Below are 14,989 nucleotides of genomic sequence, written 5' to 3'. Positions count from 1 at the left end.
CGGGGCCGCGTATTCTCAGCCGCGTGGCATCTGCTTGATCATGTAGCGGTTCGGCCCCGGAGACTCGGCGAACCCGTACTGCGCATAGAGGCCGTCTGCGGTGCTCGTGGCCAGCACGATCCTCTTCACCGTCGACGAGTCCTGCAGGTCCTGGATCACGCCTTCGACGATCATCCGCCCGACCCCCTTGCCGCGAGCGGATTCGTCGACGAACACATCGCACAGCCACGCGAATGTGACTCCGTCGGTGACGACTCGGGCGTACGCGATCTGCCGGTCGTCGGAGTCGCGCACCGAGTAGTTCCTCGACGCATCGATCGCGGCATCCTGGGTCTCTCTGGTCCGCCCCTGAGCCCAGTAGGACTCGACGCTGAGCCAGTGGTGCACCAGGTCGCGGTCGATGAGAGAGGAGTCAGTGGAGAAGGTGAACGCTGAGGGCATGCGCCTCATCCTAGGAGTTCTCAGCGTCGCTTCTCGGGATCCAGACCCATCCTGATGCGGGTGCGCTTGCGCTCGATCACGATGAACACGACCCCGAGGATCCAGAGCGGGATAGGCATCAGGAACGCGACGCGGAACGCCTCGAACGAATAGGTCTCAGGCGTTCCGGCGCCCTGGATGTCGAGTGCGAGGCCGATCAGCCAGATCGCGATGAGTGCGGCGATGAAGCCGCCGGCGTTGGTCACTCCTGTGGCCGTGCTCAGACGATGCGAAGGGTTGTGCGTACGGGCATGGTCGAAGGCGATCATGCTCGCGGGACCACCCGTGGCGAGAGCCACCGCAAGCACGTACAGCAGCCAGATCGGCGCAGGTTCCGGCATGGCGATGACGGCGACCCACGCGACGAACTGCACGCCGACCGCCGGGAGCACGAGCGCGACGGAGCGCTGGTTGGGAAGGCGCCTCGAGAGGTCGCCGATGATCGGCCCGAGTGCCATGCCCGCGACCACGTAGACCGAGATGATCCCGGCCGCGTGGGCGGTGTCGAGGCCCTGAGCGGCTGTGAGGAACGGCATTCCCCACAGCAGGATGAAGGCGGTGCCGGCGAACGGCGCCGTGAAGTGAGACCAGAAGGCGAGTCGCGTGCCCGGGTGGGCCCATGCCGCGCGGATGCCGACGCCCGTGTCGATCGCCGAGGTGACGACCCGGATCACGCCGGTGTCGGTGTCGACCGAGACGTCCGCGCCGCGTTCGACCGGGTGGTTGCGGATGAGGAGCGCGACGAGGATCGTGAACAGCACACCGAGTCCGGCGATGCTGCCGAACGTGATCGTCCAGGTCGTCGCGTGCAGGAGCGCGGCCAGCGGGACGAGAGCGATGAGCTGTCCGCCCTGCCCGATGATGCCGGTGAACTGCACCATGATCGGGCCTCGCTGCGCGGGGAACCAAGTGGCGACGAGACGCAGCACCGCAGGGAAGATCGCTGCGTCCCCCGCGCCGAGCAGGATGCGCGCGAACACCGCGATGCCGATGCTGGGGGAGAGTGCCATGGTGAGTTGCCCCGCAGCCATGAGCAGCATGCCGACCGTCATGATCGGGCGGGATCCGAAACGATCGAGGAGGATCCCGATCGGGATCTGCATGCCGCCGTAGACCGCGAGCTGCACCACGGCGAACAGCGCGAGTGTGGAGGCATCAGCCTGGAACCGGTCGGCCGCTTCGACGCCGACCGCTCCCAACGAGGTGCGATTGGTGATCGCCAGAACGTAGGCGGCGACACCCACACCCCAGATGAGCCAGGCCCTCCACCCCGGCGAAGTCACGGGGGAGCGGGGAACCTGTTGCACCCTTCCACGCTACTCCTGGTGCGCGGCCCCGCCGGTCGCTCGCAGCGCCGCGGCATGCTCTTCCGGATGTCGGATGCTGTCGCTACCGTGGCCGCATGACACCTGAACCCGTGCACCACTCCATCAACTACGTCGAGCTCGTGGTCAATGACCTCGAGACGGCCAAGCGCTTCTACGGCGACACCTTCGGATGGGTCTTCGTCGACTACGGGCCCGCCTATGCGGGCATCGCCTCGCCTACCGGCGATGGGTCCGAGGTGGGCGGCCTTCTGCTGTCCGACCAGGCGCGTCCCGCGGGCGGTCCGCTCGTGCTCCTGTACTCCGATGACCTCGATGCCACGCACACCGCGATAGCGGAAGCCGGTGGCGCAGTCACGCAGGGCCCATACGAATTCCCCGGCGGTCGACGACTGCATTTCGTGGACCCGAGCGGCAACGAGCTGGGCGTCTGGGCAGCCCAGTGAGAGCAGAATAGAGGTGTGACCTCGCCCCATCCGCACTCGTCGCCTGACGAACTCCGGCTGTCGATCCATGTCCGGGAGTCGCGGTGGGACGCGGCCGATACGACTGCGGTGAGTGCGCTCGTCCGCACCTATCTCCTGCAGACGGAATCGGAGAAGCACGAGTACGGTCGAGCCGAGCCGCCTGCGTCGATCATGGCGCTGCCGCCACGATACGAGCGGGAGGTGGCCGATCCGCGCGCCTCCTATGCCGACTGCACCACGCTGCTCGCCACGATCGAGCAGCGGCCCGTCGGGGTCGTGATCATCCGGATCGACGGGGGAGAGGCCGAGATCAAGCGTCTCTGGGCGGATCCGGATCTTCGCGGGCGAGGACTCGGATCCGCACTGTTGGATGCGGCGTTGGCGCTGACGTCCGGGCGCGTGCGCCTGTCCGTCTGGGATTGGCGGGCTCCGGCGATCAAGCTCTATGAATCCCGAGGGTTCGAACGGGTCGCCTCCTGGGACGACCGCAAGGGACTCGTCTGCATGGTGAGACCTGACCATACTTTGCCCTTGCGCTAACCTTCCGCGTGAGCAATACTTATCCTCATGGCAAACCATGACGGTGTGAACGAGGTGTTTCTCGCTCTCGCCGACCCGACCCGTCGCGAGGTCATCCGCTCACTCGGGCGTGGCCCCGCGAGTGTGGGGGAGCTCGCCCAGCCTTTCGCGATCACGCTTCCGTCGTTTCTGAAGCACATTCGCGCACTGGAGGAGAGCGGACTCATCCGCACCTCGAAGAGCGGACGCGTGCGCACCTGCACACTCGATCACGACCGCCTAGCCGTCGTCGGTGATTGGCTCGACGAGCAACGCCGGCTCTGGGATGAGCGAACGGACCGACTCGAGTCCCTGGTGACCGACCTGGAGGAGACAGCATGACCAGCACAACCCACGACCCGCGTCTCGATCTGACTCTGGAGAGGACGATCCGGGCATCACCGTCGGCGGTGTGGCGCGCATGGACAGACCCGGAGCTTCTCGCACAGTGGTGGGTTCCCGCCCCCATGCAGGCACGCGTCGACCGCCTCGACGTACAGCCCGGGGGCGGTTTCGTCACCAGCATGCGAGACGAAGCGGGGGAGTACGCCGCGCATACGGATGGGATCTTCCTGGTCGTGGAGCCCGAGCGGCGACTGGTCTTCACCAACGTGGTCGACAGCTCCTGGCGGCCCGCGAAGCCCGAACCTGTCTCGATGACGGCGGAGATCACGCTCGACGAGCATCCCGACGGCACGATGTACCGTGTGGTCGTTCGACATGGAGATCCCGCTGCGCGAAACCTGCACGAGGACCTCGGCTTCTTCGAGGGGTGGGGCTCGGTGACGTCAGCTCTGGCCGACCTCGTCGAGGCCGGATTGGCGACACGAGCATGAACGCCGATCTCCGGGCGCGGGGAGCCCTGGGCGGGGAGACGCTGCGGACGGCGCGATTGACCCTCCGGCCACAGGCAGTCACGGATGCGGAGGTGTTCCACCGGCTGTGGACCGAACGTGACGAGCGCGTGCCGGCTCACCGGAAGCTCGATGCCGGAGGCCACCCGACAGTCTCTGACATCGCGACCCATATCGCGAACGAGGAAAGCGAGCGCTCCGACCTGCTGTCTGTAGAGGACGCCTCGACCGGCGAGGTCTACGGCTACTGCGGACTCATCTTCGAGGGCAACGGAGCAGAGGGCGAGCCGGAGATCGCCTTCGAACTTCTGCGCAGCGCCCACAATCGCGGGTACGCGACGGAGGCCGCTACAGCCGTTCTCGTGTGGGCCGGTTCGACAGGCCATGAGCGAGCGTGGGCGAGTGTCTGGGAATGGAACGTCGCCTCGCGCCGCGTGCTCGAGAAGCTCGGCTTCGTGGACTCAGGCGATGATCGCCCCGCGAGCGAGCATGGGAGGAACATCTTGACAGTGACGGCGCTACGTCCGACGCCCACCGTCGTCGTTCCGACGCGCGGAGGATCCTGAATGACGGAGCACATAGTCATCGTCGAGCATGACACCCTGTCCGAATCGGCGTCGGCGGCACTGAAAGTCCTCTTCGACAGTGAGTACCGAGCGGAGCACGGAGAGTGGACACCTGACCGCCCGTACGGGTATTCGCCGGCGGATGTCCACACGGTGATCTTCCACGACTCGATCGCAGTCGCGCACGTAGGGTTTCAACGGCGCCTCATACGCGTCGGCGCACGCGAGGTCACGGTCGCTGGAACCGGGGGAGTGCTGGTTCATCCGGACTGGCGCTCCGACGGAGTCGGCCGCCGTGTGATGGCCCACGCCCAGCAGGCGATGCGCGACGACGATCGTGTCGACTTCGGCTATCTCGGCTGCCGAGAGGAGGTCGCGTCGTTCTACGAGCGCACCGGCTGGACGCGAGTGAACGCCGTGGAGCGTCACGTCTCGATGATCGACGCGAACGCGACCGTGACGTCTACCGATGGGCCGATCCTCATCTTCGCCGCCCACGCGGACCCGGGGGCTCGAGCAGAGCAGTGGCCGCCGGGCGACATCGACCTGAATGGCACACCCTGGTGATCCTCACGCACGACCGCCGAGGGCATCTTCAGGGGAGCCGCTTGCTCACTTTATCTGACATAATGTGCATTATCGGCGTTACAGTGATTCGTGGTGATCGGGGCTGTCGGTAGGCTCGACGCGTGAACGGAAGCAACGTCGAGATCGACTGGGAAGCTGCACGCACAGCGAATCTGCAGAACTGGGACGACCGCGTGCCTCTGCATGAAGCGGCGTACGGGCTGGATGCGTTCGATGACCCGAACCATCTCAGCGACGTCGTGAGCGACGACCTGCCGGTGCTCGGCCGCTTCCTGACCGGTGGAAACCTGTCAGGACTCGACGTCTGTCATCTGCAGTGCCACATCGGCACGGACACGATTTCGCTGGCGCGTGCCGGCGCCCGCGTGACCGGCGTGGACTTCTCGGAGCCTGCGCTGCGCGTCGCAGCGGCTCTCGCCGAGCGCACCGGAGTCGCAGCGACGTGGGTCCCGTCCGACGTGCTCGATGCCCGAAACGCAGTGACCGGTGAATTCGATGTCGTATACACGAGCATCGGCACGATCTGCTGGCTGCAGGATCTCGATCGTTGGGCCGTTCAGATCGTCGACCTCCTGCGTTCTGGAGGGACTTTCTTCATCAGGGACGGTCACCCGGCATTGCTCGCCCTCGACGAAGACGCGGAAGGTCTCACCACGCGCTACTCGTATTTCGGAGACGGTCGCGCACAGCAGTGGGATGACGAGTCCACATACGCCGGAGACGGAACGGTGGCGCATGCGCGGACCTATGAGTGGCCGCATCCGCTGTCCGAGATCCTCGGCGCGCTGCTCCGCGCGGGGCTCCGGATCGTCCATTTCGACGAGGGGCGCACACTGCCCTGGCGGTTCAGCCCCCGAATGGTCGAGGTCCCGCGCGGCTACGCCTGGCCGGAGGCCGAGCGCAACCTGATTCCCTGCACCTTCACGATCGTCGCGCGCAAGGACTGACCACGCCCCTGCGGACCGCTCCGTCTCTTGAGCAGACTCCGATCTACGCCCCGACGTATGCGGCGAGGTGCTCCCCCGTCACCGTCGACTTCGCCGCCACGAGATCCGCAGGACTTCCTTCGAAGACGACCCGCCCGCCGTCGTGCCCGGCTCCCGGTCCGATGTCGATGATCCAGTCGGCGTGGGCCATCACTGCCTGATGGTGCTCGATGACGATAACGGTCTTGCCCGATTCCACGAGCCGATCGAGCAGACCCAGGATGTTCTGCACGTCGGCGAGGTGCAGACCGGTGGTGGGCTCGTCGAGCACGTAGGTATCGCCCTTCTCCCCCATCTGGATCGCCAGCTTGATGCGCTGGCGCTCACCACCCGAGAGTGTCGACAGCGGCTGTCCGAGCGAGAGGTAGCCGAGCCCGACGTCTTCGAGCCGCCCGAGGATCGCGGCGGCCGCCGGCAGCTTCGCGTCGCCCTCGGAGAAGAAGACGCGCGCCTCTGAGACCGGCAGATCCAGCACCTGAGTGATGTCCTTGCCTGCGAGCTTGTACTCGAGCACAGCCGCCTGGAAGCGCTTGCCGCCGCAGTCCTCGCACGGTGTCTCGATCGTGTCCATGAAACCGAGCTCGGTGATGATCACGCCCGCACCCTTGCATGTCGGGCAGGCGCCCTCGGAGTTCGCGCTGAACAGAGCGGGTTTCACCCCGTTGGCCTTCGCGAACGCCTTGCGGATCGGCTCGAGCAGACCGGTGTACGTGGCGGGGTTGCTGCGACGCGACCCCTTGATCGCACCCTGATCGATCGCGACGACACCTTCGCGCTTCGACACCGAACCATGGATGAGCGAGCTCTTGCCCGAACCAGCGACGCCGGTGATGACGGTGAGCACGCCGGTGGGGATGTCGACATCGACATCCTGCAGATTGTTCGCCGTTGCGCCGCGCACCTCGATCGCTCCATCACTCGTGCGCACGGACCGCTTGAGGGCCGCACGGTCGTCGAGGTGTGTGCCCGTGCGGGTACCGCTGGCTTTCAGCCCCTCTACGGTGCCCTCGAAGCAGATCTCGCCGCCGGCGCTTCCTGCGCCGGGCCCGAGGTCGACCACGTGGTCGCCGATCGCGATGGTCTCGGGCTTGTGCTCGACCACGAGCACCGTGTTCCCCTTGTCGCGCAGTCGCAGCAGCAGCGTGTTCATGCGCTGGATGTCGTGCGGGTGCAGCCCGATCGTGGGCTCGTCGAACACATACGTCACATCCGTCAGCGACGAGCCGAGGTGGCGGAGCATCTTGATGCGCTGCGCCTCTCCCCCTGACAGCGTGCCCGACGGGCGTTCGAGGCTCAGGTAACCGAGGCCGAGCGTGACGAATGCGTCGAGGTTGGCGCTCAGCGCCTCGAGGAGCGGCGCGGCACCGGGAAGCTCGAGACCGCGCACCCACGCTGCGAGGTCGGTCACCTGCATCCGGCACGCGTCAGCAATGCTGATCCCGTCGATCTTCGACGAGCGAGCGCCCTCGGTGAGTCGGGTGCCGTCGCACTCGGGGCAAGTCGCGAAGGTCGCGACGCGCTCGACGAACGCGCGGATGTGGGGCTGCAGCGCGTCGAGATCCTTCGAGAGCATCGACTTCGTGATCTTCGGGATCAGCCCCTCGTAGGTCATGTTGATACCCGAGATCTTGACCTTCGTGACCTCGCCATAGAGGAACAGCTGCCGCTGCTTCTCGGTGAACTCGGCGACCGGCTTGTCTGCCGGGTAGAAGCCGGAGGCGGAGAAGCCCTTCACCATCCAGCCGTCAGCGGTGTATCCGGGCACCATGATCGCGCCCTCGTCGAGCGATTTGGACTCGTCGACGATCTGGGCGAGGTCGAGGTCTGAGACCGCTCCCCTGCCCTCGCACCGCGGGCACATGCCCCCGAGGTAGATCGCGTCCTTGACGATCTTCTTCTCGCCGCCCGGCCCCGTCATCACGCCGCTGGCCTTCTGGGTGGGGATGTTGAACGAGAACGCCGTCGGTCCGCCGATGTAGGGCTGGCCCAGCTTGCTGAACAGGATGCGCAGCATCGCGTTCGCGTCGGTCACCGTGCCGACGGTCGAGCGAGGGTTCGCCCCGAGGCGCTCCTGATCGACGATGATCGACGTCGTGAGTCCCTCGAGGACGTCGACGTCCGGCCGAGGCACCGAAGGCATGAATCCCTGCACGAAGGCGCTGTAGGTCTCGTCGATCATCCGCCTCGACTCGGCGGCGATCGTGTCGAAGACGAGAGAGCTCTTTCCTGATCCCGAGACGCCCGTGAACACCGTGAGCCGACGCTTCGGGATGTCGACGCTGACCTCTTTGAGGTTGTTCTCGCGGGCACCCTGAACGCGGATCAGGTCGTGGCCGTCTGCAGCGTGTGTCATGGTCTTCCTCGGGTTTCTCGGCCTGCTCAGCCGGCCTGGTTGATACGGAGAAGATTGCCCGCGGGATCGCGGAAGGCGCAGTCGCGCACGCCGTACGGCTGGTCCATGGGTTCCTGCACGACATCGGCACCCTGTGCGACCAGCCGGTCGAACAGACCGTCGAGGTCGTCGCTCGCGAGCGTCAGAGCCGTGTAGCTGCCCTTCGCGATGAGTTCGAGGATCGTCTGCCGCTCGGCATCCGTGATCCCCGGGTCGGTCGCCGGCGGGTGCAGCACGATCGAGGTCTCTGGTTGCCCCTCGGGGCCGACCGTGAGCCATCGGAGCCCGTCGTAGCCGACGTCGTTGCGCACCTCGAATCCGAGGGCGTCACGATAGAAGCCGAGGGCTGCCTCGGCATCCGTGTGCGGAAGGAATGCGTAATGGATGCTGATGTTCATGGGTTCAGGTTAGGTGCGCGTCCGTGCGCGGTGCTTCTTGATTCCTGATCGGTCGGATGACGTGCTTCGCATGGATGGTCGGAATGCCTTCGACGTTGGTCGCGCGTTCACGGTACACGCGGGGTGAGACACCGACGAGCTCGGTGAACCTCGTGCTGAAGGTGCCGAGCGACGAGCTCCCGACCTCGAAACACACCTCCGTCACCGAGAGGTCGCCTCGACGCAGCAACGCCATGGCCCGTTCGATCCGTCGGGTCATCAGGTAGGAGTACGGAGATTCGCCGTATGCGTCCCGGAACCGCCGGCTCAGATGACCGGCGCTCATGTGCGCCCCCTTCGCGAGGGCTTCGACGTCGAGAGGCTTCGCGTATTCGCGATCGATCCTGTCGCGCACCTTGCGCATGACGACGAGCTCACTCAGCCGGGCGTCATCGTCAGGGGTCACGACTAGATTTTGCCATGACCCTCGGGGTCGCACTGTGAAGACGTGCGACATATCGATACTGCCCTCCCCCACTTCGGGCTCGGACAGCGCTACTCTGGCAGCATCCCTCACAGGGATTTCTCAGAAAGGGTCCCCAACCATGTCTGATCCACTCGCTACCGAAGCGAAGTCACTGTTCAAATCGATCCGCATCGTTCTCGCGGTCTCGGGCGTCATCGCCCTGATCGCGGGCATCGTCCTGCTCGTCTGGCCGGTCAAGTCCGCCGTGATCGTCACGGGCATCTTCGCGTCCTATCTCGTGGTCGCCGGCCTCGTCTACATCGGCCTCGGCATCTTCTCCCGGGTGAAGGGCGGCTGGGCCCGTGTCGGACACATCGTCCTCGGCCTGGTCTATATCGTCGCTGGTGTCATCGCATTCGCGAACCTGGGTGTCGCTGCGGCGACCCTCGCCCTCGTCGTCGTGATCTTCATCGGCATCAGCTGGATCGTCGACGGAGTGGTCGCCCTGTCACTGCTTGGACAGGACGGCTCGCGCGTCTGGACGCTCCTCTACGCGCTGCTCAGCATCGTCGCCGGAATCGTGGTGCTCTTCTCGCCGCTGTATGCGGCCGCCGTGCTGTGGCTGGTGCTCGGCATCTCGCTCGTCGTGCTCGGCATCGTGCAGATCGTTCGAGCGATCACGCTCGGCAAGGACGCGAAGGGCTTCGTGGCCTCGGTCGAGTCCGACGCCGTCCGCTGACGCATCCAGGCACGAGAAGAGGGTCCCGTCCACTCGGACGGGGCCCTCTTCTCGTTCGCTCCGATCACTCGGAGCCGACGCAGATCACTCGGTGGCGAACGCGCTCACATCGCCCACGAGACGCGTGTTGTCGGCCGGCACGGCGTCGACCGCGGCACGAGCGACCTCTGCGGCGAACTCCGAGACGTTGTAGAGCTTGCCTGCCGACTCGCGGCGTTCCGCGATGGCGCCGGGGTTCGCGCGCTCGAGCAGCGTGGCGGTGATGGTGCCCTCGATCATGTCGCCGGAGACGACGGTGAAGCCGACCCCCTTCTCGGCGAGGCCGGGGATGCGCTCGCGGAGGGCGTCCTCGCCCGCGCGCTTCGACAGCGCCACCGGCTCGTACTCGGGCATCGTGGGCGTCGTACGAATGAAGTGCGCCTGGTGGCTGGTCACGAAGACGACGCGCGCGTCGTCGCTGAGCAGAGGGGTGGCCTCATCGAGCACGCTGAGCTGCGCGTCGCGGTTCAGAAGCAGCGCGTAGTCCTCGGCCATGCCCGACTCCATGCCGCCGGAGGCGTTGAGCACCAGCACGTCCAGGCGACCGAACTCGGCCTTCACGGCGTCGAACATCTCGCCGACCGATGCCGGGTCGGTCAGGTCAGCGCCGACGACGAGCACACGGCGGCCGAGCTCGCGCAGCTGCGTGGCGAGCTTCTCGGCACGAGGCGCCTTGTTTCGGAAGTTGATGACGACGTCCGCGCCGGCCTCGGCGAGGTAGCGGACCGTGTCGGCGCCGATGCCCCGGGACGAGCCTGTGACAAGGGCGACCTTGCCGTCGAGGGAACCTGCGGGAAGAACGTCGGTCACGGTGACTCCTTGAATGCGCGGATCGCCGTGATCGCACGGCCGTTCCAGACTACCAAGCGGGCACTGGGGCACCCGAAGCGCGGCGGGACCCCGTGATAGGTTGACCGCAAAGGAGGCCGCATGGACAACTTCCCCGTTTTCATCGATCTGGTCGAGAACTGGGCATGGATCGGCTGGCTGGTCCTCATCGCACTGTTCCTCGTGATCGAGATGCTCACCCTCGATTTCACGTTCCTGATGCTCAGCTTCGGCAGCACAGTCGGACTCGTGACGGATCTCGTGGGCCTCCCGGTCTGGGCGCAGGCGATCATCGCAGCAGTGGCCGCGGCGGCTTTCATCCTCTTCCTCCGTCCTCCTCTGCTGAGGCGCCTGCGGCGCGGCGAAGACCCCACCAAGTCGAACGTCGATGCTCTGCTCGATCTCCGGGGCATAGCCCTGCAGGACGTCACCCAGATCTCCGGCCAGGTGAAGCTCAGCAACGGCGACACCTGGACTGCACGATCGGGCTCGGTCGTCGCCATCCCCCAGGGCTCCCCCGTAGCGATCACCGCGATCAACGGAGCCACCGCCATCGTCCGTCCCGTCAACGACTAGTTAGGAGAGTTCCGTGAACGATTCCTCGTTCATCCCGACCGCGATCCTGTGGATCCTCGTGATCGCGATCATCATCTTCGTGGTGGTCACACTGGCGCGAGCCATCCGCATCATTCCGCAGGCGACAGCCGGCGTGGTCGAGCGGCTCGGCCGCTACCACAAGACCCTCATGCCCGGTCTCAACATCCTGGTGCCGTTCATCGATCGCCTCCGTCCGCTCATCGACATGCGCGAGCAGGTCGTCTCGTTCCCGCCGCAGCCCGTCATCACCGAGGACAACCTCGTCGTCTCGATCGACACGGTGGTGTACTTCCAGGTGACCGATGCCCGCGCCGCGACGTACGAGATCGCGAACTACCTCGGTGCCGTCGAGCAGCTCACCACGACCACGCTCCGCAATGTCGTCGGTGGTCTGAACCTCGAAGAGGCGCTCACCAGCCGCGACAACATCAACGGGCAGCTGCGTGTCGTGCTCGACGAGGCGACCGGCAAGTGGGGCATCCGCGTGGGCCGTGTCGAGCTGAAGGCGATCGACCCGCCCATCTCCATCCAGGACTCGATGGAGAAGCAGATGCGCGCAGAGCGTGACCGTCGTGCCGCGATCCTCACGGCAGAGGGTACGAAGCAGTCCGCGATCCTCGAGGCCGAGGGCGCACGTCAGGCCGAGATCCTGCGTGCAGAGGGTGACAAGCAGGCCGCGGTGCTTCGCGCACAGGGTGAGGCCGAGGCGATCCAGAACGTCTTCACCGCCATCCATCAGGGTGAGCCGGACGACAAGCTGCTCGCGTACCAGTATCTCCAGATGCTTCCGAAGATCAGCGAAGGACAGTCGAACAAGCTCTGGATCATCCCGAGCGAGTTGACCGAGGCGCTCAAGGGAATCGGCAGTGCCTTCACGCCGAAGCCCGGGCAGCCTCCGACGAACTATCCGGGCGCGTGACGCACCCGTACTTCGAGAAGGCGCGACACCCCCGAGTCCTCGCTCACCGTGGTCTGGTCACCGCGGCGGGCGGGGACTCCGGTGTGTGGGAGAACTCCGCAGCCGCCTTCGCCGCCGCGCACGCGGCCGGTGCCGAGTACATCGAGACGGACTGCCAGGTCACGGCCGACGGCGACGTCGTGCTCTTCCACGACGAGACCCTGGAGCGACTCACCGGCGACCCTCGCGCGATCCGTGAGGTGCGCACTCGCGAGCTCGCGCGCATCTTCGCCGACCACGGCGGACTGCTCACGGTTTCGGAGGCGCTGTCGTCCTTTCCGACGTCTCGCTTCAACATCGACGTCAAGACCGCGGAAGCCACGGACCTCATCGGTCCGCTGCTCGTCGACCACACGCACCGAGTACTCGTGACCAGTTTCTCGGATGCGAACCGTCGCGCCGCGATCGCCTCGACGCTACGCGCCGGAGCGGCCCTGCGCCCGGCCACATCCGGCGGCAGCCGCACGATCGCGGCGCTCCGCTCGCTCTCCGCGCTCCGCCTCTCCCCCGCTCGCGCGCTGCGGGACATCGACGCGCTGCAGATCCCCGAGCGGCATTCGGGACTCAGGATCCTCACGCCCGCCCTGCTCCGGGCAGCGCACCGCCACGACGTCGAGGTGCACGTCTGGACGGTGAACGATGCCGACGACATGCGTCGGCTGGTCGCCTTCGGCGTGGACGGGGTCGTGTCGGACCGCGCAGACCTCGCTCTGGCCACTCTTGCGCGCTGAGCTCGCCACGCCGCCCATACGCTCTCGCGCTGGGATTCCGCTGTGAATAGCACCGAGAACCCGGCTGCGTGGATGAAGCGCACAGGCTGGAGCGTTATACCTGACAGCGACGAGAGGACCACACAATGGCAGATCGCAGCCTACGCGGCATCCGACTCGGCGCCCAGAGCCTACAGAGCGAAGAGGGCGTCGTTTTCATGGAGCGCCGTGAAACCACCTATACCTGTGACGCCTGCGGCCATGTCACGAACCTGATGTTCGCGGCGGACGCCGAGCCGCCTCAGACCTGGGAATGCCGCGCCTGTGGCGCTGACGCCCGTCTGAACGTCGACGGCCAGGCCGTCACGCTCGACGCGAGCGACGAGAAGGCCGCACGCACGCACTGGGACATGCTGATGGAGCGACGCACGCGCGCCGAGCTCGAGGAGCTCCTCGAAGAGCGTCTCGCATTCATCCGCGCCCGCCGCGGCGCCGGCGAAGACCCGACCCGCGAGAAGATCGGCGCCTAACGCCGCCTGGCGCGCAGCCACCCGAAGGCCAGCGCGCCCAGTCCGCCCCACAACAGGATCTGCTGGATCCAGGGGCCGAGAACCACTCCCGCTGTGAGGCCGGAGCGCAGCTCGACATCCTCGAGCAGCGCTCCGGCCTTTCCCGCATCCAGGCTCGAGACGGTGGAACCGTCCGGGCGGATGATCTGGCTGGTCCCCACGGTCGAGATGTTGACCACGCTGCGGCCCGTCTCGATCGCACGCATGCGAGCGAATGAGAGCTGCTGAAGGTTCTCGTCGGTGCCGCGGAAGTCGGCGTTGTTCGTCTGGAGCACGAGCACCTCGGCGCCGGCGCCGAGCGCCTCATTGATCACGTCGTCGTAGATGACGTCGAAGCAGATGGCGAGTCCGACCTTCACGCCGTCGACATCGACCACCGGAGGGTTCGATCCCGGGGTGTACTCGCGCTGGATGAGACCGATCAGATCAGGAGCGAGCGCGTTGAAGAAGGCTCGGTCGGGCACATACTCCCCGAAGGGAACGGGGTGCCTCTTGTCGTGGATCTGCTCGGAGGTTCCCTCTTCTGTCCAGAGCAGGGACGTGTTGTAGTACAGCCCGTCGCGCTCGGTCGCGGCGTTCGCGAGCAGAGGAGCACCCATACGCGTCGCGACCAGAGTCATGCGCCGAGCGAGTGCATCGGACTGGAACGGGTCGTAGTCGAGTGATCCTTCCGGCCACACCACGAGATCCGCATCCTCTCCGTACAGCGGTGCTGTCGCATCGGTCTGCGCCTGGACGATGGAGTACTGCTCGCGCTCGTCGAAGTAGCCGCTCGGGCCGTTGCCCTGCACTGCGGCGATGCGCATCTCGCCGCTGACGGTCGTCGGGAAGAGCGGCGTGACGAGGAGCACGATCGTCACCAGAACCGGGGCGATCAGTGCGGTCGGGCGTCTCCACTCCCGTGTGCGCACTACTTCGATCGCCGAAGCGACGAGGAACACCATCAGGAAGCTGAGTCCGCTCACGCCGATCCAGGAGGTCACGGGCGCCAGAGGGCTCTCCGCCTGGGTCATGCCGAGGCGAGCCCAGGGGAAGCCGCCGTAGGGCCACGAGCCCACGAAGAGTTCGCGCCCGACCCAGAGGGCGGCGACCACCGCGGGGAGCAGCAGAAGACGCGCCCAGCGCCCGGAGAACGCCTTCGGGATCCACCGGTACGCGAGGGTGATGAGGATCAGCGCCAGCGCCGTGAGTGCACCTTCGAGGATGCTCAGGGCCGCCCACGGCACCGGGCCGAGGTAGCGCGAGGTCCATGACACGAGAAGAGCGAAGAAGAGGATGCCGTAGACAGCACCCACCAGCAGCGCTCCTCCGGCGCGCCGGCCGATCAGAGCGACGAGCAGCAGCGCAGTCGCGGGGAAGGCGAGCGCCCACACCGCGGCGTCAGGATACGAGAGATCCATGAGGAGGGCGGCCATCGCCGCGGCGGGGAGGGCGAGCGAGAGCGGCAGAAGAGGGCGCTGTCGCGCGCGGGGTTCAGACATCCGTCCCAT

At 66.4% G+C, this 14,989-nt stretch carries 19 protein-coding genes; 12 read left to right on the top strand and 7 right to left on the bottom strand.

The genetic code is table 11. The features are described 5' to 3' along the window. Positions 1-15: 15 nt before the first annotated feature. Together ASF63_RS04355 and ASF63_RS04350 are read right to left on the bottom strand one after the other, a co-directional pair. Positions 16-441 (bottom strand): GNAT family N-acetyltransferase, encoded by a 426-nt coding sequence (locus ASF63_RS04355; protein ID WP_056509903.1) that lies wholly within the window; start codon positions 439-441, stop codon positions 16-18. A gap of 20 nt (positions 442-461) precedes the next feature. Next, positions 462-1,787, bottom strand: a complete 1,326-nt coding sequence (locus ASF63_RS04350) for an MFS transporter (RefSeq protein ID WP_056509901.1) — start codon at positions 1,785-1,787, stop codon at positions 462-464. A gap of 95 nt (positions 1,788-1,882) precedes the next feature. Here ASF63_RS04350 and ASF63_RS04345 point away from each other — a divergent pair, with 95 nt between their 5' ends. The 7 genes from ASF63_RS04345 to ASF63_RS04315 all read left to right on the top strand — a co-directional run bounded on the left by ASF63_RS04345 (position 1,883) and on the right by ASF63_RS04315 (position 5,785). Continuing rightward, positions 1,883-2,251 carry a VOC family protein gene (locus ASF63_RS04345; protein ID WP_056509899.1) on the top strand — a complete coding sequence of 123 codons (369 nt, stop codon included), beginning with the start codon at positions 1,883-1,885 and terminating at the stop codon, positions 2,249-2,251. Between the two features lie 15 nt (positions 2,252-2,266). Continuing rightward, complete coding sequence (locus tag ASF63_RS04340) at positions 2,267-2,812, top strand: GNAT family N-acetyltransferase (RefSeq protein WP_200933965.1); 546 nt, start codon at positions 2,267-2,269, stop codon at positions 2,810-2,812. Between the two features lie 27 nt (positions 2,813-2,839). Further along, positions 2,840-3,172: an ArsR/SmtB family transcription factor gene (locus ASF63_RS04335; protein WP_056509896.1), complete on the top strand. Its 333-nt coding sequence runs from the start codon at positions 2,840-2,842 to the stop codon at positions 3,170-3,172. After that, complete coding sequence (locus ASF63_RS04330) at positions 3,169-3,666, top strand: SRPBCC domain-containing protein (protein WP_056509894.1); 498 nt, start codon at positions 3,169-3,171, stop codon at positions 3,664-3,666. The genes ASF63_RS04335 and ASF63_RS04330 overlap by 4 nt, the downstream gene beginning before the upstream one ends. Further along, positions 3,663-4,250, top strand: coding sequence for a GNAT family N-acetyltransferase (locus ASF63_RS04325; RefSeq protein ID WP_056509892.1), 588 nt, complete (start codon positions 3,663-3,665; stop codon positions 4,248-4,250). The genes ASF63_RS04330 and ASF63_RS04325 overlap by 4 nt, the downstream gene beginning before the upstream one ends. After that, positions 4,251-4,817 (top strand): GNAT family N-acetyltransferase, encoded by a 567-nt coding sequence (locus ASF63_RS04320; protein WP_056509889.1) that lies wholly within the window; start codon positions 4,251-4,253, stop codon positions 4,815-4,817. 122 nt (positions 4,818-4,939) lie between these two features. After that, a complete protein-coding gene (locus tag ASF63_RS04315) occupies positions 4,940-5,785 on the top strand; it encodes a class I SAM-dependent methyltransferase (protein ID WP_056509887.1) in 846 nt (281 codons plus the stop codon). Positions 5,786-5,828: 43 nt separating this feature from the next. Here ASF63_RS04315 and ASF63_RS04310 read toward each other — a convergent pair whose 3' ends face one another. The 3 genes from ASF63_RS04310 to ASF63_RS04300 are packed head-to-tail and all read right to left on the bottom strand — an operon-like array spanning position 5,829 to position 9,017. Next, complete coding sequence (locus ASF63_RS04310) at positions 5,829-8,177, bottom strand: ATP-binding cassette domain-containing protein (RefSeq protein ID WP_056509885.1); 2,349 nt, start codon at positions 8,175-8,177, stop codon at positions 5,829-5,831. A gap of 26 nt (positions 8,178-8,203) precedes the next feature. Next, positions 8,204-8,614, bottom strand: coding sequence for a VOC family protein (locus ASF63_RS04305; RefSeq protein WP_056509883.1), 411 nt, complete (start codon positions 8,612-8,614; stop codon positions 8,204-8,206). A 4-nt stretch (positions 8,615-8,618) separates the two neighbouring features. After that, positions 8,619-9,017, bottom strand: a complete 399-nt coding sequence (locus tag ASF63_RS04300) for a helix-turn-helix transcriptional regulator (RefSeq protein WP_056510250.1) — start codon at positions 9,015-9,017, stop codon at positions 8,619-8,621. 181 nt (positions 9,018-9,198) lie between these two features. Here ASF63_RS04300 and ASF63_RS04295 point away from each other — a divergent pair, with 181 nt between their 5' ends. Continuing rightward, complete coding sequence (locus tag ASF63_RS04295) at positions 9,199-9,798, top strand: HdeD family acid-resistance protein (protein ID WP_056509881.1); 600 nt, start codon at positions 9,199-9,201, stop codon at positions 9,796-9,798. Positions 9,799-9,882: 84 nt separating this feature from the next. Here ASF63_RS04295 and ASF63_RS04290 read toward each other — a convergent pair whose 3' ends face one another. Beyond that, positions 9,883-10,647, bottom strand: coding sequence for an SDR family oxidoreductase (locus tag ASF63_RS04290; RefSeq protein ID WP_056509879.1), 765 nt, complete (start codon positions 10,645-10,647; stop codon positions 9,883-9,885). A gap of 120 nt (positions 10,648-10,767) precedes the next feature. Here ASF63_RS04290 and ASF63_RS04285 point away from each other — a divergent pair, with 120 nt between their 5' ends. From ASF63_RS04285 to ASF63_RS04270, 4 genes are all read left to right on the top strand, one after another. Beyond that, the gene (locus ASF63_RS04285) at positions 10,768-11,241 is read left to right on the top strand and encodes an NfeD family protein (protein WP_056509877.1); all 474 of its coding nucleotides are present in this window, start codon (positions 10,768-10,770) and stop codon (positions 11,239-11,241) included. A gap of 13 nt (positions 11,242-11,254) precedes the next feature. Then, complete coding sequence (locus ASF63_RS04280) at positions 11,255-12,181, top strand: SPFH domain-containing protein (RefSeq protein WP_056307762.1); 927 nt, start codon at positions 11,255-11,257, stop codon at positions 12,179-12,181. After that, positions 12,178-12,951 carry a glycerophosphodiester phosphodiesterase family protein gene (locus ASF63_RS04275; RefSeq protein WP_056509875.1) on the top strand — a complete coding sequence of 258 codons (774 nt, stop codon included), beginning with the start codon at positions 12,178-12,180 and terminating at the stop codon, positions 12,949-12,951. Before ASF63_RS04280 ends, ASF63_RS04275 begins: the two co-directional genes overlap by 4 nt. Positions 12,952-13,076: 125 nt before the next feature. Continuing rightward, the gene (locus tag ASF63_RS04270; RefSeq protein ID WP_056307766.1) at positions 13,077-13,460 is read left to right on the top strand and encodes an RNA polymerase-binding protein RbpA; all 384 of its coding nucleotides are present in this window, start codon (positions 13,077-13,079) and stop codon (positions 13,458-13,460) included. On the opposite strand, the gene lnt is transcribed toward ASF63_RS04270, so the two are convergent. Beyond that, positions 13,457-14,989, bottom strand: a complete 1,533-nt coding sequence (gene lnt / locus ASF63_RS04265; RefSeq protein WP_056509873.1) for an apolipoprotein N-acyltransferase — start codon at positions 14,987-14,989, stop codon at positions 13,457-13,459. The genes ASF63_RS04270 and lnt overlap by 4 nt on opposite strands.

Source organism: Microbacterium sp. Leaf320, from assembly GCF_001423485.1.
GTDB lineage: Bacteria > Actinomycetota > Actinomycetes > Actinomycetales > Microbacteriaceae > Microbacterium.
The sequence above is the reverse complement of the archived record's forward strand: the minus strand, read 5'-3'. Positions and strand labels throughout refer to the sequence as shown.

Excerpts from the sequence above, each read along its gene's own strand:
- ASF63_RS04355 (WP_056509903.1), bottom strand. The coding sequence starts at position 441 with ATGCCCTCAGCGTTCACCTTCTCCACTGACTCCTCTCTCATCGACCGC.
- ASF63_RS04345 (WP_056509899.1), top strand. The coding sequence starts at position 1,883 with ATGACACCTGAACCCGTGCACCACTCCATCAACTACGTCGAGCTCGTG.
- ASF63_RS04335 (WP_056509896.1), top strand. The coding sequence starts at position 2,840 with ATGGCAAACCATGACGGTGTGAACGAGGTGTTTCTCGCTCTCGCCGAC.
- ASF63_RS04330 (WP_056509894.1), top strand. The coding sequence starts at position 3,169 with ATGACCAGCACAACCCACGACCCGCGTCTCGATCTGACTCTGGAGAGG.
- ASF63_RS04325 (WP_056509892.1), top strand. The coding sequence starts at position 3,663 with ATGAACGCCGATCTCCGGGCGCGGGGAGCCCTGGGCGGGGAGACGCTG.
- ASF63_RS04320 (WP_056509889.1), top strand. The coding sequence starts at position 4,251 with ATGACGGAGCACATAGTCATCGTCGAGCATGACACCCTGTCCGAATCG.
- ASF63_RS04310 (WP_056509885.1), bottom strand. The coding sequence starts at position 8,177 with ATGACACACGCTGCAGACGGCCACGACCTGATCCGCGTTCAGGGTGCC.
- ASF63_RS04305 (WP_056509883.1), bottom strand. The coding sequence starts at position 8,614 with ATGAACATCAGCATCCATTACGCATTCCTTCCGCACACGGATGCCGAG.
- ASF63_RS04300 (WP_056510250.1), bottom strand. The coding sequence starts at position 9,017 with ATGCGCAAGGTGCGCGACAGGATCGATCGCGAATACGCGAAGCCTCTC.
- ASF63_RS04295 (WP_056509881.1), top strand. The coding sequence starts at position 9,199 with ATGTCTGATCCACTCGCTACCGAAGCGAAGTCACTGTTCAAATCGATC.
- ASF63_RS04285 (WP_056509877.1), top strand. The coding sequence starts at position 10,768 with ATGGACAACTTCCCCGTTTTCATCGATCTGGTCGAGAACTGGGCATGG.
- ASF63_RS04270 (WP_056307766.1), top strand. The coding sequence starts at position 13,077 with ATGGCAGATCGCAGCCTACGCGGCATCCGACTCGGCGCCCAGAGCCTA.
- lnt (WP_056509873.1), bottom strand. The coding sequence starts at position 14,989 with ATGGGACGGATGTCTGAACCCCGCGCGCGACAGCGCCCTCTTCTGCCG.